General features: G+C 59.7%; 15 protein-coding genes, 2 pseudogenes and 1 other annotated feature. Of the genes and pseudogenes, 10 read left to right on the top strand and 7 right to left on the bottom strand.

Annotated features, from left to right (window positions below; genetic code table 11):
* Positions 1-9: 9 nt before the first annotated feature.
* From GYM54_RS02670 to GYM54_RS02640, 7 genes and pseudogenes are all read left to right on the top strand, one after another.
* Positions 10-1,530, top strand: coding sequence for a tripartite tricarboxylate transporter permease (locus GYM54_RS02670; protein WP_131648756.1), 1,521 nt, complete (start codon positions 10-12; stop codon positions 1,528-1,530).
* 457 nt (positions 1,531-1,987) lie between these two features.
* Positions 1,988-2,812 (top strand): NAD(P)-dependent oxidoreductase, encoded by an 825-nt coding sequence (locus tag GYM54_RS02665; protein WP_197444976.1) that lies wholly within the window; start codon positions 1,988-1,990, stop codon positions 2,810-2,812.
* Between the two features lie 39 nt (positions 2,813-2,851).
* Positions 2,852-3,751: an SMP-30/gluconolactonase/LRE family protein gene (locus GYM54_RS02660; protein ID WP_197444975.1), complete on the top strand. Its 900-nt coding sequence runs from the start codon at positions 2,852-2,854 to the stop codon at positions 3,749-3,751.
* Positions 3,752-3,839: 88 nt separating this feature from the next.
* Positions 3,840-4,814, top strand: a complete 975-nt coding sequence (locus GYM54_RS02655; protein WP_197444974.1) for a TRAP transporter substrate-binding protein — start codon at positions 3,840-3,842, stop codon at positions 4,812-4,814.
* 65 nt (positions 4,815-4,879) lie between these two features.
* Complete coding sequence (locus GYM54_RS02650) at positions 4,880-5,407, top strand: TRAP transporter small permease (protein WP_197444973.1); 528 nt, start codon at positions 4,880-4,882, stop codon at positions 5,405-5,407.
* On the top strand, positions 5,408-6,688 hold the full coding sequence (locus GYM54_RS02645; protein WP_197444972.1) for a TRAP transporter large permease: 1,281 nt from the start codon (positions 5,408-5,410) through the stop codon (positions 6,686-6,688).
* 105 nt (positions 6,689-6,793) lie between these two features.
* Positions 6,794-7,078: pseudogene (locus GYM54_RS02640) on the top strand (EamA/RhaT family transporter); the annotation flags it as partial.
* Between the two features lie 39 nt (positions 7,079-7,117).
* On the opposite strand, the gene GYM54_RS02635 reads toward GYM54_RS02640, so the two are convergent.
* Positions 7,118-8,340, bottom strand: a protein-coding gene (locus tag GYM54_RS02635; protein WP_076611849.1) for an IS3-like element ISPst4 family transposase whose coding sequence is annotated in 2 segments (ribosomal slippage) — positions 7,118-8,055 and positions 8,055-8,340 — 1,224 coding nt in all. Because the reading frame shifts where the segments join, the coding sequence is not laid out codon by codon here.
* Positions 7,946-8,062 (bottom strand) — a sequence feature (AL1L pseudoknot). It overlaps the preceding gene by 117 nt.
* 51 nt (positions 8,341-8,391) lie before the next feature.
* Between GYM54_RS02635 and GYM54_RS02630 the strand changes: the two are divergent.
* Positions 8,392-9,036: pseudogene (locus tag GYM54_RS02630) on the top strand (EamA family transporter); the annotation flags it as partial.
* Between the two features lie 68 nt (positions 9,037-9,104).
* On the opposite strand, the gene GYM54_RS02625 reads toward GYM54_RS02630, so the two are convergent.
* The 6 genes from GYM54_RS02625 to GYM54_RS02600 all read right to left on the bottom strand — a co-directional run bounded on the left by GYM54_RS02625 (position 9,105) and on the right by GYM54_RS02600 (position 19,107).
* Entirely contained in the window at positions 9,105-10,280 is a 1,176-nt protein-coding gene (locus GYM54_RS02625; protein WP_197444790.1) for an NAD(P)-dependent oxidoreductase, read from the bottom strand.
* A 298-nt stretch (positions 10,281-10,578) separates the two neighbouring features.
* Entirely contained in the window at positions 10,579-11,079 is a 501-nt protein-coding gene (tpx, locus tag GYM54_RS02620; protein ID WP_197444770.1) for a thiol peroxidase, read from the bottom strand.
* Positions 11,080-11,130: 51 nt separating this feature from the next.
* On the bottom strand, positions 11,131-12,483 hold the full coding sequence (locus GYM54_RS02615) for a sodium:alanine symporter family protein (RefSeq protein WP_197444769.1): 1,353 nt from the start codon (positions 12,481-12,483) through the stop codon (positions 11,131-11,133).
* Positions 12,484-12,905: 422 nt separating this feature from the next.
* Positions 12,906-16,565, bottom strand: coding sequence for a translocation/assembly module TamB domain-containing protein (locus GYM54_RS02610; RefSeq protein WP_197444789.1), 3,660 nt, complete (start codon positions 16,563-16,565; stop codon positions 12,906-12,908).
* Between the two features lie 29 nt (positions 16,566-16,594).
* Complete coding sequence (locus tag GYM54_RS02605; RefSeq protein WP_231752145.1) at positions 16,595-18,271, bottom strand: autotransporter assembly complex family protein; 1,677 nt, start codon at positions 18,269-18,271, stop codon at positions 16,595-16,597.
* Positions 18,272-18,468: 197 nt separating this feature from the next.
* Positions 18,469-19,107, bottom strand: a complete 639-nt coding sequence (locus GYM54_RS02600) for an N-acetyltransferase (protein WP_197444768.1) — start codon at positions 19,105-19,107, stop codon at positions 18,469-18,471.
* 146 nt (positions 19,108-19,253) lie between these two features.
* Between GYM54_RS02600 and xthA the strand changes: the two genes are divergently transcribed.
* Positions 19,254-20,066, top strand: coding sequence for an exodeoxyribonuclease III (gene xthA, locus GYM54_RS02595; protein WP_181103601.1), 813 nt, complete (start codon positions 19,254-19,256; stop codon positions 20,064-20,066).
* A gap of 138 nt (positions 20,067-20,204) precedes the next feature.
* The gene (locus tag GYM54_RS02590) at positions 20,205-21,578 is read left to right on the top strand and encodes a substrate-binding domain-containing protein (protein ID WP_181103603.1); all 1,374 of its coding nucleotides are present in this window, start codon (positions 20,205-20,207) and stop codon (positions 21,576-21,578) included.
* The last annotated feature ends 11 nt before the right edge of the window (positions 21,579-21,589 follow it).

The raw sequence follows: 21,589 nt of genomic DNA, 5'->3' as shown, positions 1-21,589 counted from the left end.
GAGACGGACATGATCGAACTCTTCCAGACCGGCTTCGCCGCGGTCTTTTCCCCCTACATTTTCATCCTGATCACGCTTGGCGTAGCCGTCGGCATCGTCTTTGGTGCGGTCCCCGGATTGTCGGCGACGATGGCGATTGCGCTCTGTCTGCCGCTCACGTATGCCATGGGTCCTGCCGCCGGGCTGTCGCTGCTGGTCGCGCTGTTCGTTGGCGCCACCTCGGGAGGCTTGATTTCGGCGATTCTGCTGAAGATTCCCGGAACGCCCGCCTCCATCGCCACCACCTTCGATGGTGGGCCGATGATGGAAAAAGGTGAAGGGTTGAAGGCGCTTGGTGTGGGTGTGGTGTTCTCCTTTCTCGGCACCATCTTCAGCATCGTCGCCCTGCTTTCGATTGCCCCTTCACTGGCCAAAATCGCCTTGCGCTTCGGGCCGCACGAATACTTTGCCATTGCGATCTTCTCGCTAACGCTGATTGCGACGCTCTCCACCGGCTCGCTGCTTAAAGGCATTTATGCTGGCGTCCTGGGTTTTGCGTTCTCCACCGTAGGCATCGCGCCAGTCGACGCCATTCGCCGCTTCACCTTCGACTCGCCCAACCTGAACGGTGGCTTCGCCATGTTGACGGTCATGATCGGTATGTTCGCGGTGGCAGAGGTGATCAAGATCGCCGAGACCGGCCGGGCAGCGCACAAAACCAAGGTCGCCTCTGTAAGCATGAAGAACGTTAAGGGCTTCGGCTTTTCACTCAGGGAGTTTTTCGGGCAGATTCCAAACGCGTTCCGCTCAGGATTGATCGGTATCGGTATCGGCATCCTGCCGGGTATCGGCGCAGGCACGTCGAACATCGTCTCCTACATCATTGCGAAGAAGCGCTCCAAACATCCCGAGCAGTTCGGCAAGGGCGCCGTCGAAGGCGTGGTCGCCAGTGAAACCGCGAACAACGCAGGCATCGGCAGCGCCATGATTCCGCTGATGACGCTCGGTATTCCAGGGGACACCGTCACCGCGATCCTGCTCGGTGGCTTCATGATCCACGGCATTCAGCCCGGACCGCTGCTGTTCATCAGCCAGGGCGAGCTGGTCTACACCATCTTCGCGGCCCTGATCCTGGCCTCGGTTTTGATGTTGGTGCTGGAGTTCTATGGGCTACGGATCTTCATCAAACTGCTGGCCGTGCCCAAGCATATTCTGCTGCCGATCATCCTGGTTCTATGCGTGGTAGGTGCTTTCGGCTTGAGCAGTCGCGTGTTCGATGTCTGGACCATTCTGCTGTTCGGCCTGATCGGATACGGCTTCGTCAAAGGCGGGATGCCCGCGGCGCCATTCATCATTGGTTTCATCCTGGGCCCGATGGCCGAGACCAATCTGCGTCGCGGCCTGATGCTGTCGGATGGTGACTTCATGGGCTTTTTAACGAATCCGATCTCGGCCAGTTTCCTGTTGCTGGCGCTTGCGTCGGTGCTATGGCATCTAGTGACCGCGCTGCGCCACCAAAGGAGTGCCGTAACCAAGTTGCAGGGCGCCTGAAACAACCCCCAGTTGCGGCAGAGATTGGGAGTTGTGCTAGACCGCCGACCGCGCCCTTTGGCGCGGCCCTTTGTTTGGTGAAGCTGCCAACAAGGGTTTGCCGATGCACTCGGCCAGAGCTTGTAACGCGACTCCGTCATCATACAACCTGAGTGGAATATCGGAGCTTTCCCGCTACACGCCGGTGTGCTGGCCATCACGACTTTAGTGGGATGTGAAAACGCCGTACGGATAGTTAGCGTGGTGGTCGATACTACTGGCGGAGTGCTCGCAAGTCCGCACTGGATGGTTATTTCGTGGCCTCCAGTACCTAGCCGGTGGAAGGCTATTTCATAGATCGTTTGATGAAGCGTTATTCGCTCAGCGGGTTGACAAACACCTACGGCGGCGCAAATAATCGAGCACAAGTCATCTGACAACCGATGACATTAAAACAATAAGCGACAGGCAGATCCTCATGACAAGTAAGACAACCACTGCCACACCCTTCAATCGCCTCCTGCTAACGGGAGCGGCAGGAGGTTTGGGCAAGGTGCTACGCGAAACGCTTCGCCCTTACGCCAATATCATTCGCCTCTCCGATATCGCCTCGATGGAGCCCGCTGCTGGCCCTCACGAAGAGGTAGTGACCTGTAACCTCGCCGACAAAGCCGCCGTACATGCCCTCTGCGAAGGCGTCGATGCCATCGCGCATTTTGGTGGGGTATCGGTCGAGCGGCCTTTCGAGGAAATTCTCGAAGGCAACATTCGCGGCGTGTTTCATGTCTACGAAGCCGCACGCAAGCACGACATCAAACGCGTTGTCTTCGCCAGCTCCAACCATGTGATCGGCTTCTACAAGCAGACCGAAAAAATCGACGCCAGCGTCGCACGCCGTCCGGACAGTTACTACGGCCTGTCCAAGTCCTACGGTGAGGACATGGCAAGCTTCTACTTCGATCGCTACGGCATCGAGACCGTCAGCATCCGCATTGGCTCTTCGTTCCCCGAACCGCTCAACCGCCGAATGATGGCCACCTATCTGAGCTACCGCGACCTGACCGACCTGATCGAGCGTTCGCTATTCACCCCAAACGTCGGGCACACCGTTGTCTACGGCGCATCGGCGAACCGTGACGTCTGGTGGGACAACCACATGGCGGCCCATCTGGGCTTCGAACCCAAGGACACATCCGAGGTGTTCCGCGAGAAGGTTGAAGCGCAACCGCCCTACGCTGCCAATGATCCTGCCTTGATCTACCAGGGCGGCGCCTTCTGCGAAGCAGGTCCGTTCGACGATTGACTCTTCCCGCCACGCCGAGAACAACGACAGAGAATCGCCATGGCAAACCAAGCAGAACTGATAGTCGATGCGCAGAACGCCACTGGAGAAAGTCCGGTCTGGGTCGCGCATGAACAAGCGCTCTACTGGGTCGATATTCCCAACCGCCACCTGCTGCGCTGGCAGGCGGCGGACGCCAAGGTAACCCGTTGGACAGCCGACCAGATGATCGCTTGCATCGCTCGCCGTGAGGGTGAAGGCAATCGCTGGGTCGCCGGCATGGAAAACGGCTATTTCGATCTTACTCCGCAGGACGACGGCTCCCTTCACGCCACACGCCTGGCCGGTGTGCAGCATGGCCACGGCAACATGCGTTTCAATGATGGCCGCTGCGACCGCCAGGGGCGCTTCTGGGCGGGAACCATGGTCATGGATATGGCCGCCGGCATTTCCGCAGGCGCGCTGTATCGGCTCGACGGTGCCGTCGACAGTGATCCGCTCAGTGCACGCCTGAACGATTTCATCGTACCCAACGGACTCGGCTTCAGTCCCGATGGCCGCACCATGTATCTGTCGGACTCCCACCCCACCGTGCAGAAAATCTGGGCCTTCGATTACGACATCGAAAGTGGTACGCCGAGCAATCGCCGGCTGTTCGTGGACATGAACCAGTATCCCGGTCGCCCGGATGGCGCAGCCGTCGACATCGACGGCTGCTACTGGATCTGCGGTAACGACGCAGGCCTGATTCATCGCTTCACACCTGACGGTCGTCTCGACCACTCGCTCGAAGTGCCGGTAAAGAAACCTGCCATGTGCGCCTTTGGCGGCCCTGGCTTGGACACTCTGTTCGTCACATCCATTCGCCCAGGCGGTGACCTCTCCGACCAGCCACTGGCTGGCGGCGTATTCGCGCTGCAACCCGGCGTCGCCGGAATGGAGGAACCCCGCTTCCGCTAACGCTTCACCCACCAAGGACAGGCCCGCAGTCGCCCGACCTTGTCGCTCGCAACGCTGCAACATCAACAACAACAAGATGGAGATTCACATGAACTTCAAACGCAAGTTGCTCATCGCCGCGCTTCCCTTCGCCCTGTGTCTGCCGGGCCTCGCACAAGCCGCCACCACGCTGAAAATGGCCGAGGTTCATCCAGCCGGTTATCCGACCGTCGTGGCCATGGAAAACCTGGGCAAGAAACTCGAAGACGCCACCGATGGCGAACTGAAGTACCGGATGTTCTCCGGCGGCGTGCTGGGCTCGGAAAAAGAAGTGGTCGAACAGCTCCAGATCGGCGCCGTCCAGATGACCCGAGTCAGCCTCGGCACGCTCGGTCCGGTGGTGTCCGACGTCAACGCCTTCAACATGCCGTTCGTGTTCCGCGATCACGAACACATGCGCAAGGTCATTGATGGCGAAATCGGCCAGGAGCTTCTCGACAAGATCACTGACTCCGAATTCAACATGGTCGGTCTGGCATGGATGGATGGCGGCGTCCGCAACATCTACACCAAGGAGCCGGTACGCAGCATCGAAGATCTCAAGGGCATGAAGATCCGGGTGATTGGCAACCCGCTGTTCATCGATACGCTGAATGCCATGGGCGCTCAGGGCGTGGCGATGGATACCGCGGAAATCTTCAGCGCACTGCAGACCGGCGTCGTCGACGGTGCCGAAAACAACCCGCCGACGCTGCTCGAGCACAACCATTACCGCACAGCCAAGCATTACACCCTGACCGGTCACCTGATTCTTCCCGAGCCTATCGTCATGTCCAAGACGGCCTGGAACAAGCTCACCCCGGAGCAACAGGAACTGGTGAAGACGTACGCTAAGGAAGCGCAGCAGGAAGAGCGCAAGCTCTGGGATGAAAAATCCGCCAGCAGCGAAGAAAAGCTCAAAGCCGCAGGCGTGGAATTCATCGAAGTCGATAAGAAGCCCTTCTACGATGCCACCGCCCCGGTACGCGAAAAGTACGGCGCCGCCTACACCGATCTGATCAAGCGTATCGAAGCCGTCCAGTAATAGGTCGTTCAGAAGAACCTCGCGACGCCGGCCCGCAGCCGGCGTCGTGCTCGCGGTGAAGCCTCATGAAAAATTCCTTACTACGCGTCAATGACGTGATCTACCTCAGCTGTATCTGGGTTGCCGGTTTGTCCATTACGGCCATGGCCCTGATCATTCCATGGGGCATTTTTGCCCGCTATGTACTGCGCACTGGTGCCGGCTGGCCCGAACCAGTGGCGATACTGCTAATGGCCATCTTTACCTTCGTCGGCGCGGCGGCCAGCTATCGTGCCGGTGCGCACATGGCGGTCACCACTTTGACGGATCGCATGCCCGCTTCCTGGCAGCGTTACATTGATCTTCTGGTTCAGTTCCTGATGGCCGCAATCTGCCTGTTCATGCTGATCTGGGGCATCAAACTGTGCGTCGCCACCTGGAATCAATATATGAGCACCTTGCCAACGCTACGCGTGGGCATCGCTTACTCACCCATTGCCATCGGCGGCTTCCTGAGTCTGATCTTCATCGTTGAGAAGCTCTGCTTCGGCGATCAACGCCATCGTCGCTCGGTCAATTTCGAGCTTTTCGAAGACAGCAAGGAAACACTCTAAATGGATGCGCTCATACTGGTAGGCAGCTTCATCGTCTTGATTTTCCTGCGCGTCCCCGTCGCTTATTCGCTGGGCCTGGCTGCGCTGGCAGGCGCCTGGTGGATCGATATTCCCTTGCACGCAGTGATGATTCAGATTGCTGGCGGCATCAACAAATTCTCCTTGTTGGCTATTCCATTCTTCGTGCTGGCTGGCGCCATCATGGCCGAAGGCGGCATGTCTCGGCGCCTGGTGGCCTTCGCCAGCGTGCTGGTTGGCTTTGTCCGAGGCGGGTTGTCGCTGGTCAATATCATGGCCTCGACCTTCTTCGGCGCTATCTCCGGCTCTTCCCTGGCCGATACGGCCTCGGTCGGCTCTGTCCTCATTCCGGAAATGGAACGCAAGGGCTATCCCCGTGAGTTTTCCACCGCCGTAACCGTGAGCGGTTCGGTTCAGGCGCTGTTGACGCCACCAAGTCACAACTCGGTGCTCTACTCGCTGGCCGCTGGCGGCACCGTTTCCATCGCCTCACTGTTCATCGCCGGTATCGGCCCAGGCCTGCTGCTCAGCGCGGTGATGATGGGGCTTTGCCTGATATTCGCCAAAAAGCGTAACTACCCCAAGGGCGAAGTCATTCCACTACGCCAGGCACTGAAAATCTGCGTCGATGCGCTCTGGGGACTGTTCACCATGGTGATCATCCTGGGCGGCATTCTCAGCGGTGTTTTCACCGCGACCGAGTCCGCGGCGATCGCAGTGCTCTGGGCATTCTTCGTGACCATGTTCATCTACCGCGATTACAAATGGCGCGAACTGCCCAAGCTGTTGCATCGCACAGTGCGGACCTTGTCGATAGTGATGATCCTGATCGCCTTTGCAGGTGCCTTCGGCTACATCATGACGTTGATGCAGATCCCCTCGAAAATCACATCGATGTTCCTGACCCTGTCGGACAACCGCTACGTGATCCTCATGTGCATCAACTTCATGCTGCTGGCACTCGGTACGCTGATGGATATGGCTCCGCTTATTCTCATCCTCACACCGATCCTGATGCCCGTGATCACCGATATCGGGGTCGATCCGGTGCATTTCGGCATGATCATGCTGGTCAACCTCGGTATCGGCCTGATCACTCCGCCGGTGGGAGCGGTGCTGTTCGTCGGTGCCGCCATTGGCAAGGTCACCATCGAAAACACCATCAAGGCGCTGTTACCCTTCTATGCCGCGCTGTTCCTGGTGCTGATGGCTGTCACCTACATTCCGGCAATCTCCCTGTGGCTGCCGAGTGTAGTGCTGTAACGCGACGCCGCCCGCCCTGTTCGCAGGGCGGGCGGTCTCACCGCTCAATGTTCACCTACGCCAGCCTATAGGGCTGGCGTTTGATTATTAGGATCGGAACTCGACATGACTGCTATAGCTACTCCCGACGTACCCGTAACTTTTCCGCGCCATATCGCAGTGTTGATACTCGTCTGCCTCGGCTGCGGGTTCGCCGGTAACCATGTCGCGGCGCGGGTTGCCTTCGATGACGGCGCGGGCGTGTTGTTGGCAATCCTGTTGCGTTCGGGCGGTACGCTCATTGTTCTGGCCGGGCTGGTTTTCTGGCAGCGACAGAGCATCCGCCTGGCGCCCGGTGCCTGGCGCTGGCAGTTGCTGTTGGGCTTGTTGATCGCCACTCAAAGCATCTGTTGAATCGCCCCGGGTTTTGTGGAGGCCGTTTCGTTTAAGTCAGGCCGCCATGGCCTGACCTGCTTGTTGCTGGTGGAAGTTTGCCTCAGCCTCCGCAGGCGGGATATATCCGATTGAGCTCAGCAGGCGTTGGTGGTTGTACCAGTGCACCCATTTCAAAGTCGCCATTTCGACGGCTTCGCGGCTCTTCCATGACTGACGGTAAATCAGCTCGGCCTTGTACAACCCGTTGATGGTTTCGGCCAAGGCGTTGTCGTAGCTGTCTCCCTTGCTGCCAACCGAAGGCTCAATGCCGGCCTCTGCCAGCCGTTCGGTATAGCGGATCGAGACGTACTGGCTTCCACGGTCGCTGTGATGGATCAGACCACCCGAGCAATGCGGCTGACGGGCATACAAGGCTTGCTCTAGGGCATCCAGTACGAAGTCTGTCTTCATGCTGGTACTGACTCGCCAGCCGACGATCCGCCGTGCAAAGACGTCGATCACGAACGCCACGTACAGCCAGCCCTGCCAGGTCGATACATAGGTGAAGTCCGACACCCACAACTGGTTCGGGCGGTCGGCATGGAACTGGCGTTGGACACGATCCAGCGGGCAAAGGGCCTTGTCGCCGGCCACCGTTGTCTGCACGATCTGGCCACGTCTAATGCCCTGCAATCCGGCCCGACGCATTAACCGCTCCACCGTGCATCTGGCGACCTCGATGCCTTCTCGCCGCAGCTGCTTCCAGACCTTCACCGCGCCATAGCACTGCATATTGGCATCCCACACTCGCTGGATTTCCAGGGTCAATGCGTCATCGCGCTGAGCACGACAACAGCGCAGTGCCGGGTTGCGCTGTTGAGCCACGTGCCTGCGGTAACCGGACGGGGCGATCTGCAACACGCGGCAGATCGACTCGACCCCGAGACGGTCACGATGCTGATCGACAAACGCCCTCAGGACTTGGTGCGGCGGTCGAGCTCCGCCTGGGCAAAATACGCACTGGCCAGGCGCAATATCTCGTTTGCCTTACGCAGTTCGCGGTTTTCGCGCTCTAGGGCTCTGATGCGCTCGCGCTCTTCACTGGTCTGACCGGGGCGCTGCCCCGCATCGGTCTGCTGGCGACGAATCCAGCCATGCAGGGTTTGCGCGGCACAGCCAATCTTCGGAGCGATGGCCTCAATGGCTGCCCACTCGGACGGATAGTCGTTCAGGTGTTCCAGAACCATGCGCACAGCACGCTCACGGACTTCAGGGGAGTAGGTAGTAGTCTTTCTCATGGCCTCATCTTCTCAAGAGTTGAGGCCTCCACGAAACCCGGGGTGATTCACTGTCTGTATTCAGCCGTGGCGCGGGTTCCTGTGGCATTGGCGCTACTGGTGGCCAATGTGTTCCCGATCCTGCTGGCCTTGCTGACATGGGCCTTGGGAGGGGCGCGCCCCACAGCGCGCACTGCGTTGCTGATGGGCTTGATACTGGTCGGCCTGATATTCGTCCTGGAAGTGCCGGCACGCCTCTCTTCCAGCGAAGACGCAGGACCAGAATGGATTCTCGGGGTCGCGCTCGCATTCTGTGCCGCCAGCGTTTTCGCTCTAGCGCTCTGGATCACCGACCACAAGCTGTCGCAGGTACGCGGATCGGTGCGCAGCCTGTTGACCATGCTGATCGTATTCAGCAGCGCCAACCTTGCCGGGGTCAGCGGCCTGCTGCCTGGCGGGCTGTCGTTGCCGCAGAGTGGCACCGGCTGGACAGCGCTGGCAGTGCTGGTCGGGCTCTATGGCGCGGCATTCATTACGCTGTTCGTTTCCGTGCCAAGACTCAACATGTCGCGCAACGCACCGGTGATGAACATCGAACCCTTGGCGACCTTGATCATGGGCTGGCTGGTGCTCGATCAGATGCTCGCGGCGGGTCAGATTCTCGGTGGCGCCATCGTCATCTTCGGCATCGTCATGCTGACTTACCGCAAGGATTGATCCAGCAGTAATCCTTTTCTTTATATAAAGAAGGCCGCATTCGCGGCCTTCTCTTCTTACAGCAACGTTCAGCTGCCTGTCGCTACCATCCCGCCTGGTTCCCGGCTCGCTCCTGATGTTTGCTTGCTCCTGGCGATGCGTTCCGCACGCTGCCGCATGACGATATCCAGCGCACGGCTCGGCAGAATGTCGACATCATCGAACGTGATCAACTGGCCCGGCTCGATCGCACGCTTGAGCACTGTCTTGCGCAATAGTCCAATCGGCACGTGATGGGGATTCTCGTCGAGCTTCACCGCCTCGCCACGGAACTGGAAACCGCCAATGCCGCGCTCGATCAGCTCACCCGGGCGCATCGTGCGCTTGGCAATTGCAGCCACACCGAGCGTCGGTGTAGTTGAATTGTTCAGCAGCGCGCCACCGCCATTGAGCACACGGCGTACGGTTTTGCCAACCTCGAGTGAGCACAGGTGGAACGGGCGCACCAAGGTGTAATAAGGACCCGGCCCGAGCTTGAAGTATTCGAGGGCAGCCTGTTGGTTATCGTCATGTCGGCAGACCAGAAACACACCCCCGGCCGAGTATCCGGAAGGGATCACGTAGTCAACGAAGGGTTGGCCGAGACGATCAGCCATCATGCCCAGCACGTTGCCGGTTTCGGTCAGGTTGGTCGAAGCCATTCCGCCCAGGCCCTGTTTGGTAATGCTTGCGCCCAAGCCGTTCCCTACGATCACCTGCTCGATCTGTACCTTGGTGCCATCGGTAAAGGACGTCGTCTGGTCGATGCTGATGCCTTGGCGCTTCGACCAGAACATCATGTCTTCCAGTGTCGGATCGTGATTCAGATAGCCCTTCATGTTGCCGTATACCAGCGGCTTGAAACCCATCATCAAGGCTTCTTCATGCAACGCCGCCAGCGAGCCCGGCTGGTCGCCTTCTGCCTCTGTGAGCAAGCCCTTCCCAGCCAGATAAGAACCTGTCGTCACCTGTAGCTCGGCGTTTACCGTAACGACTGGCAACCCTGCTTCGAACGCACGCTCGATGACTTCCGTACCGTGGAAAACATCACCGCTGCATTCGATGATCAGGTCAGCCTCGTCGATGAGATGATCGATGGAATTGGTGAGCCGCTCAGCGAGTGGAAAGTCGGTGAACGAACTCAACGGCCGCCGCGTCAGCACGCGAGAAACATGCATGTCCTGATAGTGCCGGTCGATTAGGCGGATGAGGCAGTGGGCGATCATTCCTGTGCCCGAAATACCGATCTTTTTAGGAGGAGAAAGTGGCATGAGGGAATCCATTCAGTTTGGCAATGAAAGCTAAGACCACAACAGCATAGAAAGATTTTGCGGGAAGCAAACAAAATCTGGCCTATCGCCATCGCGATAACAATGTCGGGCACATCAGCATGAGGAAAATAAGGGGAGGAGCGGCTAGCAGCCAATTGACATTGGCGCGGAGTGATAAGGGATGAGTGGGGTTTATTGTCGCCAGTAATCAGTTACTAGAGAGACGGCGTTGCACCGCCTCTCTAATGACCTCTTATTTGAGTGCGGCGATAGCTGCGTCGTAATTCGGCTCGCTGCCGATCTCCGGCACTAATTCGCTGTAGAGCACCTGGTCCTGCTCGTCCAGGATCACGACCGCGCGTGCGGATACCCCGGCGAGCGGGCCGCTGGCGATCAACACGCCGTAGTCTTCGAGGAACTCGCGGCCACGCATGGTCGACAGATTCACTACATTTTCCAAACCTTCAGCACCGCAGAAACGCTTCTGCGCGAATGGCAAATCCGCGGAGATGCATAGCACCACGGTGTTGGCCAGTTCGTTGGCCTGAGCATTGAACTTGCGTACCGATGTAGCGCAAGTCGGCGTATCGATACTCGGGAAAATGTTCAAAACCTTGCGCTTACCGGCAAAGCTCTCCAGCGTGATATCTGACAGATCACCGCCTACCAGGCTAAATGGCCTCGCTTTCTGGCCGCCCTGTGGGAATGTGCCAGCGACCTGGATCGGGGCGCCTTTCAGGGTTACTTCAGTCATGTGAACTCCTCTTAGTCATGGGCCGCAAGACTGCCCTGCGGCCCAGTTTGCTTAGATTGCCTGCTTGCGGGCGAAGTATTCCTTGGTCAACTTGACCACGACAGGGCTAAGCAGAATCAGCGAGATCAGGTTGGGAATCGCCATCAAACCGTTAAGGGTATCTGCCAGCAGCCAGGCGAAGTCGAGCTGTGCGATCGCGCCGAAGGGCACTGCCAATACCCAGACGACGCGGAATGGCCAGATCGCTTTGGTGCCCATCATGAATTCCCAGCATTTTTCGCCGAAGTAGCTCCAGCCCAGAATGGTGGTAAAGGCGAAGACCACCAGAGCGATGGTCAATACGGCGCCACCGAATCCAGGCATGGCCGATTCAAAGGCTGCGGCAGACAATGCCGCGCCGCTTTCGCCACTGGTCCAGACGCCGGAACAAACGATCGCGAGACCGGTAATGGAACAGATGATGATGGTATCGATGAAGGTACCCATCATGCCGATCATTCCGGAGCGCACAGAGCTTTTAGTAGTGCCGGCCGCTTGGGCAATACCTGCTGTTCCCAGACCTGCCTCATTGGAAAAGATACCGCGCGCTACACCGAAGCGAATAGCGGCCATGACCGCCGCACCGGCGAACCCGCCAGTGGCTGCGATGGGTGTAAAGGCGTGGGTGAAGATCAGATCGAAGGCCGCCGGGATCTCGGAGGCATGGACCACCAACACGACGATACCGGCAATGATGTAGGCAACGCACATGAAAGGCACCAGTGCAGCGGCCACTGCGCCAATGCGCTTGATACCGCCGAGAATCACCAGACCAACAACCACCATAGTGACCAGACCGGTGAGCCACAGCGGCACCGAGAAGGTGGTTTCGAGCGCAAGCGCCATGCTGTTCACCTGCACCATGTTGCCGATGCCGAAGCCAGCCAGCCCACCAAAGATCGCGAATGCCCCGCCGAGCCACAGCCACTTCTTGCCCAGACCATTCTTGATGGCATACATCGGGCCACCGACATGCTCGCCGCGGTCATCCTTCTCGCGGTAATGCACGGCCAGCACCACTTCGCAGTACTTGGTCGCCATACCCACCAGCGCCGTACACCACATCCAGAACAGCGCACCCGGCCCACCGAGGAAGATGGCGGTGGCGACACCAGCAATATTACCGGTACCGACGGTGGCCGCCAGACAGGTCATGAGTGCCTGAAATGGACTGATCTCGCCCGTGTCTTCATCGCCCTTGACGCGTCCGCGCCAGATCAGGGCGAAACCGGTGCCGATACGCACCAGAGGCATGAACTTGAGCATGACCATGAGGAAGAAACCAGTGCCTAGAATCAGCACCAGCATGGGCGGTCCCCAGACGAGACCGTTGACGCTATTGACTAGGTTTTGCAGAAATTCCATTCAAAGCACCCTTATTGATTATGTTAGACATCCTTGCCCGAGCGGCCCGCATTGGAGCGCAGTAGAAGCACAACGCCAGAAGGCATCACTGCCGTCTTCTACCACTAACCGAAACGACCCGGTAATGACCCTGAACTTCATGTGCTGGGTGACTACCGACAACTTGCAGGGCCCATGCCAAGGCCTCTGTAATAGCTGCGACACAAGGAGCGACCGAGCGATCCTACCACCACCACAAGCGCTTGGCGCGACGTCGATTGCACGCGATTCGCGCAGCATCGAAAAGACGCTGGAGGGCTTGTAGATCGACCGTTGAGTCACGCCGACTTGCCGGTTACATAAGCCCACCAGAGTAGCCTAAGGCGGCACCGCCGCCAGTCCACTCAATATATTTTTCAAGAAGCGGATGCCGCACCGTGACTTTAGAAATTACGTCGGTAGAAAACGTCAAGGGAGCTGGCCAACCCGCTTGCGGCTTCGAGAAAAATGCGTTTGGTCAGCTGATAGCGCAGGGCAACGGTGTTGGCCGACTCGAATACGCCCACGCCGTAGCGAAGCGTCAGGCGATCGGTCAGGCGCCCGCTGGCGACCACGCTGGTCTCCGTGCCGCTTCCTTCGGTGTCGAGCTGGAAATCCTGAATACCCAGACGCTGCGCAACATTGCCAGTAATCGATGCACTGCCAGCCAGGCCAAGTCCAAGAGCAGCCTGCGCCAGCATGTTGTTCTCACCGGAATCAGTTCCCAGCGGCCGTCCCAGCACCAAATAGGACAACGCCTGTTCCTGACTCATCGCCGGTTCGGCGAACACATCGACCCGTGGCTGCTCGGCGCTGCCGGTGATGCGTAGACCGGCGATGACGTTGTCCGAGTCGATCCGCCGTATCGCCTCGATATTCAGGAATGGCTGGGACAGCACGCCGGTGAACAGCAGCTGCGCGCGGCGGATGGTCAGGCGCTGGCCATAGGCTCGATAACGCCCGTTGTTGAGATTGAGCTCGCCACGCGCGTCGAGGTTGTCGCCAATGTGCAGGTAACCCGCCAGATCCGCGGTGAGGCCAAAGCCAGAGAAACGCAGTCGGTCCTGGCCCACCTCGACATCGATATCCATGCGAATAGCCAACGGCGTCTGCGCGTCCTCGGCTTCGGTGCCGACGATTACCGCGTCCTCGGACACCCTGACTGTCGAAGGAGGCAGGTCACGAACCTGGATATCGCCACGTGGCACCCGGACCTTTCCACTTACCGCCAACTGGTCATCGGCTAGCTCCAGCCGTAGATCCGGCTCGACTTCCAGCTCGGCATAGGGTTCGACGATAACCGGGAGCCGGCTGCCGCTGATGCGCATGTCCAGATCCAGCGCATCGGTCCAATTCAAGGTTCCGGCGATTTCCCCTCGTCCTTGCTCGCCGCTGCGCCAGTCACCGTCGACTCGCACGCGCTCGCCCTCGATGAGCGCGCGAACCTGCAGCTGCTCGAAACTGACTGGCAACTCACTGCCGGCAATCTCGGCGTCGCTCAATCGCAGCTCGCCGTTAACCTGCGGCGCCTGCAAGCTGCCGGATAACTCGCCACGCCCGTTCAGTTGCCCATTCAACCGCTCGAGCTGGGCGACGAAGGGCCTGGCCACGGACAGATCGAAATCGCTCAGAAAGAAGGACCCAGAGATGGCCTTCGCCTCGGTACTCGGGTCGACTTGCAGGCGCACATCGAGCTCGCCGAGTTCGCCGCCCTCGAAGCGCAAGTGGCTATCGACACGTTTGGGCGTCAGTTCGCTGTTCAAAGCCAAGGTTGCGTAAGGGAAATCCAGCCATCGGTCGCCGTCACGCATGCGCAACGTGCCTGGGCCGGCATCGATGCGAATGGTGCCGCTAGGACCGGCCGCGGGCAGGTCGAGCGACAGGTCGGCGTTGACCTCGCCCTGCCAGTTCAGGTTGTCCGGCATGTGCTCGGCAAGCGATTCGAGCGGAAAGTCGCGTAGCCGGTAGCGCAGTTGCGGATCAGGCAGAAGCCGCTGATTTTCAGCACACAGCGTGGCGGGGCCTGAACCGAAGCAATGAGCACCAAATGTGATCCGACCGTTGGCCAGTCGCTCCAGCGATGCTGGCCGCTGAAGGGCCCATTGCTGGCCTTGAGCATCCAGTTCGGCCCGCAGCAAGCGCCCTCGCCAATCCTCGCCGCGTAGACCGCCATCCAATGCCAGAGACAGATCCAGCAGCGGCCCTTGCAGACTCAGATCGGCCTGATGAGCCTGTTGGGAGCCGTCGCCCGTCACCTGTAGCCGGCCGAGCTCGGTATCACCTGCCCGCAGCCCATCGGCAACCAGCCGCAGCTCTCCACGCTCGCCCTGTTCGAGGCTGGCGGCCAGCTCCAGATGCTCGATGCGGTTTTGCTGGAATGCGACCTGACTGCCTTCGAGGGTCAGCGTGCCTCCGGGCGCTTGCGGTGTACCGGCCAGCTTGAGGTCGCCGGTCAACTGGCCCTGCAGATCAGGCCAGAGCTGCGCCAGTCGCGTCAGGTCGAGCTCAAGATTCGCCTGCAGCGTTTCGGCCCAGCGTCCGCTGCCCTGGATTCGGTTGTCCCCGAGATGCAGGTCGACGAGCGGAACATTCCAGGCGGCGCCCTGCCCACTCGCCTCCAGCTGTAGTTTCAATGGTTGCTGACGCAACGTTCCAGCGAGATCCAGGCGCGCTTCGGCCTGCAGTTGCTCATCGCGCATAGTGCCACGGCTGCTCAACGTGCCGGCCAGCTGGCCCGGCAACTCGGCGACCCAGAAGGACGGATCGAGTTCGCTCATGTCCAGGCGAGTGTTCCAGTCGATGCCATCCGCGAAGCCCACGCTGAGATTGCCGGCAGCTCTGCCCAGCCCGGCCTGCAATTCCAGCTGCGGTAGATGCACGGTTTCGAGGTCGCCGCTGACAGGGCTTCGCAGCGTGAATTCGCCGGATGGCCCAGTCAGCGCGGCATCAAAATTACCCAGGTAATTGCCGTCGTCGTACTGGATTTGCGCATCGAGCGTGCGCAACGCCACCGGCGGCTCATCCACGTCGGGGTAAAGCCTGCGCCAAGGAAAATCGCGCCACGCCAGCTCGGCCTCACCCGTCAGACCCTCCTGCCAATCGGCCTGCCCGTTCAAGCTGATCCGTTGCCCTTCGCCGGCATCCAGCTGCAGCGCTTCGACCTCCGCATGTTTGGCGTCGACCAGCGCGTTCAATGTAATGCCGACCGCCCCGCCCTCGCCTTGCAAACGGCCGTCACCAACCAGTCGGTAGCCCTGATCCAGATCTCCCTCGGCGCTGAGCTCAAGGGTGTCCAACCGCAGTGCATCGGGCAGTTCCGGAGTCGCCTTGAAGCGCTCCACCACCATCCGAAGCTGCGCCGGCAGCTCCGATGTCAGCGGGCTTAGCTGGCCGCTGAGCCTGGCATCGAGGTAACCCTGGCTTTCGACATTCAAATGCAACTGGTCGCGCAGCTCGCCGTTCACCGCAAGCATCAGCGCCCAGGGTTGCGCGTCGGGTGAACGGATTGCAGCCGTGCCGCTCAATTCCAGTGGCCACTCACCGTTCGGCTGCAAGCGGCCGGTCAGATCCAGCGAAAGATCATCACGGCGTACCTGAAGGGCGTTGATGTCCAGCCCTTCCTTTCGCCAATCGGCGCGCAGCTGCAGGCTTCGCAGCTGTTCGACATCATTCAGCCGAAGCTCGCCGATTTCGATGCGCTCGATTCGCAGCTCTAGCGGCAGTTTGACGTCCGGCAGGCTGAACGGCTCACTCGGTGCATCATCCTCGGCTGTCGGCGGAAACTGTAGATCGATGTCGCCGACCACCAGCTCCTCGATGCACAGCGTCATGCGCAACAGGCACATCGGTGACCAGGCCATTCGCGGCGCATCCACCACCGCACGATTGGCGCCCTGTTGCCATGTCAGCCGCTCCGCCTGCCATTCGCCACCCAGACGTCCGTGGAATTGCTCCACTTCCACCCCAGGCACCTTGTTCAGGACCCAACGACTCCCCATGTGCGTGCCCAGTACCGCACCTGCGGCCAGCAGAATCAGTAGCAGTAACGTCACCAGGCCGAGCATTACCCAGCCGACAATTTTCGCGGTACGCCTCAAAGCTCCGGCCCCATGGAGAAATGCAGCCGCACGCCGCCGTCACTGTCCAACGGATGGGCCAGATCGACACGAATCGGCCCGACCGGCGAAACCCAACGAACGCCCAGACCCACGCTGCTTTTCAGCGACGGAAGCTCCAGCGAGTTGAACGCATTTCCCTGATCGATGAAGGTCGCCACGCGCCACTTGTCGGTGAGCGAATATTGATACTCAGCGCTGACTGCCAGCTGGTAACGGCCGCCGATGCGGTCGCCGTCCGAGTTGGTCGGCGACAGGCTCTGATAGTCGTAACCGCGCACGCTTTGATCGCCACCAGCGAAATAGCGCAGTGATGGCGGCACGTTGGTGTATTCGTTGGTCCAGTTGCCGCCGACCTGCACCCGACCAAGGAAGCGATGACGGTCCGCGAGCGTGATCAAGCCTTTCACAGTGGTGTTTGCATGGATCAGATCCGCGTCGGACAGCAGACCGTCCTTCGCTGCGGCCAGCTCGAACTCCAGGCGGTAGCCACGGCTTGGGTCGATACGGTTGTCGCTGCGCAGATAGCTATAGGAGACGCCGGGCATCAACAGCGTGCTGACGCCCGTATCATCGCCCAGCTCATATTGTTCATGGCGCCATTTGAGCGACCAGACCCGCTGCCAGCCACTGGGCAGCTTCCGATGCCACTCGGGGCCGACTGTCAGCAGTTCGCTGAGGCTATCGTTGTCACCCAGCTCCTCGTATTGGTAACCGGCCGCATAGCGCAGCTTGTCGGTCAGCGGCGGGTCTAGCGGCACGTCGTACCAGAGCCCGACGTTCTGACGCGGGGCCGAGAGCTCGGTCTCGACGCCGTAACTGTGGCCCTGGGGGTTGACCCAGTGACGGAGGAAATCCAGACGCATGCGCGGCCCCACGTCGGTGGAAAATCCCAACCCCAGCCCTAGGGTTCTTGGATCGCGCGTGGTCAGCTGCACCGCGACAGGAATGCGCTGCTGTTGGGCATTGGCCGGGTTGGCGTCGACCCGTACCCCTTCGAAATAGCCACTGGACTGCATCGCCTGGTTGAGCTCGGCCACCAGTTCCGAGTCATAGGGCGTGCCCGCCTCGAACGGCACCATCCGCGCCAGCAGATCCGGGTCGAAGGGTGAATCGCCTCCGAAGCTGACATTCCCCAGCACATAACGCGGGCCGCTTTCGAACACCAGCTCGATGTCCGCGGCGTTGATCGAAGGGTCGATGGTCAAGCGCTGACTCGTGAAGCGACCTTCGAAGAATCCATAGCGCGAGGCCTGATTGAGGATCTGCTGCTTTACCTCTTCATAAAGGCCGTGATTGAGCACCTCGCCGGACCTGAGCGTATTACGGGGCACACGGAAGGTACGCAATTCGCTGGCTGGCCCATCCACGCGCAGGGTGATATCGCGCAGTCGAACCGGCTCGCCGGGCTCGATACGCAGAATGAGCTGCGGATTCTCGCCACCGCTGACTTCGGATTCGATCTCGCCGTTGTAATGACCCAAGGCCTGCAGCGCCTTTTCCGCCTGTTCCTGGGCGATGCGGCTGTAGCGCAGTAGCTCACGCTCGTCACGGTCGCCGAGGTCACCGATGTAGTTCTCAACGTTTTCGCGCAAGGCACGGTTGGAGGGCTCGATTCTGATATCGAGCTCCGCTGAATGGACGCCAGTGGACATAAACGAGGCTAGGCCGACGGCAACGAGCCGGCCAGTGGAGGACATACGCATGGCGAGCGATGCTAGCACGATAGACACCGAAGCTCGGATCGGCGTGGTTGCGTGTAGCACGGGACGTACAGCGTTAGGTAGAACATCGAAAAGCTTCGTCGGAAAACCACCGGTTTGGACTATGCGCAACGCGCAAAAATTCGCCGCTATCCTCGACTGGCTTCGACCTGGCGCGGCGCGGGATGGAAGAATACGTGTTCGACCACAGGCCCGATCGCGACTTGACCAATTTCCTCATAGCCCTGCCGCTCATAGAAGTTCAGGTAGCGTGGATTGCCCGTGTCGAGCACCAATCCCTGCGAGGTCGTGTCCACAGCACACCAGTTATGCAGCGCCTCGAGCAACTGTTCACCGTAGTGCTGCCCTTGAAACTGCGGATGGACGGCCATTAATGGCAGCACATGAAAAGCGCCCGGTGGCAGGCAGCCGAGCACTGCCGCGTGGTAATCGAGATATCGCCGGGTGCAGCGAAAGCCCGTGGTCATCAGCATGCGCATGCGCCATACCCAACTCTCGGTGACATCCAGACGACGCTGCGGCGGCGCGATCAACGCCACGGCGATCAGCCGATCATCCACCAGCAACCCCAGCGCGGGCTGATCCTGTAGAAAATGCTGATTGACCAGCTCACGCACGGTGGCGCGTACACGCTGGTCGTACCCGGGCCGATCGGATTCGAACAGGTAGGCATAGGTGGGTTCGTGACGGTAAGCGTTGTACAGAAGCGAGCGCGCCTCCCTGGCGTAACCACTGTCCAGCATTCGTACTTCAGCAGGCATCGGCATGGCAGTTCTCTTTCTTATGTTGTAGAGCGCTGAATTCACGTTAGCACCCGCACCGTGCTCGTGCCGCTTATTGGCGACCGGCTGATACGACTCGCACCGCAAAGCCCGAAACGATTAGAATCGCGGTTTTTCCGGAGCCCTCATCCATGAAGCTCGTCTCCTTCAATATCAACGGTTTACGCGCACGACCTCATCAACTTGCTGCGCTTATCGAAAAACACCAGCCGGACGTCATCGGTCTGCAGGAAACCAAAGTAGCGGACGAACAGTTCCCCCAGGCCGAGATCGAAGCGCTCGGCTATCACGTACATTTCCATGGTCAGAAAGGCCATTACGGTGTCGCCCTGCTATCGCGGCAGGCGCCGCTGGAAATCCACAAAGGCTTTCCCGACGATGGCGAGGAATCGCAGAAGCGCTTCATCTGGGGTCGCTTCGCCGATGCCAACGGCCAGCCGGTGACCGTCATGAATGGCTATTTTCCACAGGGCGAAAGCCGTATCCATCCGACCAAGTTTCCCGCCAAAACCAAGTTCTACGCGGATCTGCAAGCCCTGCTGGAAGAGCGCTTCACGCCCGATCAATCGGTGGCGATCATGGGCGACTTCAACATCTCGCCTGAGGATTGCGACATTGGCATCGGCGACGTGAACGCCAAGCGCTGGCTGCGTACGGGCAAGTGCAGCTTTCTGCCGGAAGAACGCGAATGGCTGGCGCGGCTGAAGAGCTGGGGTTTGCAGGACAGCTTCCGTACGCTCAACCCGGAAGTCGTCGATCGCTTCAGCTGGTTCGACTACCGCAGCCGTGGTTTCGAAGATGACCCACGTCGAGGGCTGCGCATCGACCTGATCCTGACAACCGCCGGCCTGCATCAGCGCGTCATCGACTGTGGTGTCGACTACGACATCCGCAGCATGGAGAAGCCTTCCGACCACTGCCCGGTCTGGATCGAGCTGAACTGAGCCGCCGGTTCGACTCCACCCGCCGAGTTGCGCAGCGGGGTACTGATGCACAGATCGACATCCATCCAGGTCGGCGGTCACATAACGGTAAACAAAGCGTCTTAATCTCCCCGCTTCTTTGAAAGGGAGATTCGCTGCATGGCACTTTTTACGTCCGCACGCGCCATTGGGAAACGGGTGCTATGCCTGGCGTTTCTCGCCCTGTTCTGTGCATCTCCCCTCTCGGTAAACGGAGCCGTGCCTGCGTTACCTGCAAAGGATCAGCCGGTACTGAGCATCCATGGGTCGAACACCGTCGGCGCCAAATTAGCGCCCATGTTGATCGCCGGTCTGTTCGAAGCACAGGGACTGCAATCGATAAAGATCGCTTCCACCAAGGAAAACGAGCAGAGGATAAGCGCAATCGACAGCAAAACCGGCCGCACGCTGCACGCCTTGGTTGCCGCTCACGGCACAGGCACAGGCTTTGCTGGACTTGGAAACGGTTCCGCCGATCTTGCCGCCGCATCGCGCCCCATCAAGGACAGCGAATACGACAGCCTGGCCAGCCTCGGTAACCTGCGCAGCGCACAGTCCGAGCAGATAATCGCCATCGACGGTTTGGCGATCATCGTCCATCCGAACAACCGAATCGCCTCGCTCAGCGTCGCGCAAGTCGCCGGCCTGTTCGCTGGCGAGATTCGCAACTGGCGCGAGCTGGGCGGCGATGATCTGACCGTTGAACTGCATGCGCGCGACGATCAGTCCGGCACCTATGACACCTTCAAGGAACTGGTACTCGGCACTCAGAACAAGACGCTCGCCGGCAGTGCCTTGCGTTATGAATCCAATGACCAGCTTTCCCAAACGGTCATCAGCCGCCCTGGTGCTATCGGCTTCGTGGGCCTCGCTTCGGTGGGGAGCGCCAAGGCGCTGGCGATTGCCGACGGCGACTCGGAGCCCATGCTTCCGTCCACCGCGTTGGTCGCGACCGAAGACTATCCGCTGTCGCGCCGTCTGTTCCTCTATGCCAAGCCTACTGCCCAGTCGGACTGGACACGGGCCTATCTCGACTTTGCCCATAGCGCCGCCGGGCAGGCCATCGTCGAAAAGGCCGGCTACGTCGCGCAGGCAATCACTGCGATAAAGCTGCCGGCCCAACCCGACATGCCACAGCTTTACCAAGACCTGGCCAACGATGCCCGGCGGCTGACCGTCAACTTTCGTTTCGACGAGGGCAGCGCACGGCTGGATAACAAGGCTCAACGTGATATCGGACGCTTGATCGATTATCTCCAGCGTGCTGACAAACAGATGAACGCCGCGGTGCTGGTGGGCTTCGGCGATGCGCGAGGGGACTCGGCGCGTACCGAGCTGCTGTCCAAACTCCGCGCGATGGCGGTGCGTCGCGAGTTAGCGCGTGGTGGAATTCTGGTTAAAGATATCAATGGGTTGGGTGATCAACTTCCAGTGGCTTCTAATACCCCGTCAGGCCGGGTCAAGAACAGGCGCGTAGAGGTCTGGCTTTACTGAAATGCCTAGAT

Source organism: Pseudomonas sp. MTM4, from assembly GCF_019355055.1.
Taxonomy (GTDB): domain Bacteria; phylum Pseudomonadota; class Gammaproteobacteria; order Pseudomonadales; family Pseudomonadaceae; genus Stutzerimonas.
Note: the sequence above shows the minus strand (reverse complement) of the source record. Positions and strands in the feature narration are given on the sequence as shown.

Bases quoted from the DNA above. Each gene is read 5' to 3' on its own strand.
- GYM54_RS02650 (WP_197444973.1), top strand. From the start codon at position 4,880: ATGAAAAATTCCTTACTACGCGTCAATGACGTGATCTACCTCAGCTGT.
- GYM54_RS02670 (WP_131648756.1), top strand. From the start codon at position 10: ATGATCGAACTCTTCCAGACCGGCTTCGCCGCGGTCTTTTCCCCCTAC.
- GYM54_RS02660 (WP_197444975.1), top strand. From the start codon at position 2,852: ATGGCAAACCAAGCAGAACTGATAGTCGATGCGCAGAACGCCACTGGA.
- GYM54_RS02590 (WP_181103603.1), top strand. From the start codon at position 20,205: ATGGCACTTTTTACGTCCGCACGCGCCATTGGGAAACGGGTGCTATGC.
- GYM54_RS02615 (WP_197444769.1), bottom strand. From the start codon at position 12,483: ATGGAATTTCTGCAAAACCTAGTCAATAGCGTCAACGGTCTCGTCTGG.
- GYM54_RS02605 (WP_231752145.1), bottom strand. From the start codon at position 18,271: ATGTCCACTGGCGTCCATTCAGCGGAGCTCGATATCAGAATCGAGCCC.
- GYM54_RS02600 (WP_197444768.1), bottom strand. From the start codon at position 19,107: ATGCCGATGCCTGCTGAAGTACGAATGCTGGACAGTGGTTACGCCAGG.
- GYM54_RS02625 (WP_197444790.1), bottom strand. From the start codon at position 10,280: ATGATCGCCCACTGCCTCATCCGCCTAATCGACCGGCACTATCAGGAC.
- GYM54_RS02665 (WP_197444976.1), top strand. From the start codon at position 1,988: ATGACAAGTAAGACAACCACTGCCACACCCTTCAATCGCCTCCTGCTA.
- GYM54_RS02655 (WP_197444974.1), top strand. From the start codon at position 3,840: ATGAACTTCAAACGCAAGTTGCTCATCGCCGCGCTTCCCTTCGCCCTG.
- GYM54_RS02645 (WP_197444972.1), top strand. From the start codon at position 5,408: ATGGATGCGCTCATACTGGTAGGCAGCTTCATCGTCTTGATTTTCCTG.
- tpx (WP_197444770.1), bottom strand. From the start codon at position 11,079: ATGACTGAAGTAACCCTGAAAGGCGCCCCGATCCAGGTCGCTGGCACA.
- xthA (WP_181103601.1), top strand. From the start codon at position 19,254: ATGAAGCTCGTCTCCTTCAATATCAACGGTTTACGCGCACGACCTCAT.
- GYM54_RS02610 (WP_197444789.1), bottom strand. From the start codon at position 16,565: ATGCTCGGCCTGGTGACGTTACTGCTACTGATTCTGCTGGCCGCAGGT.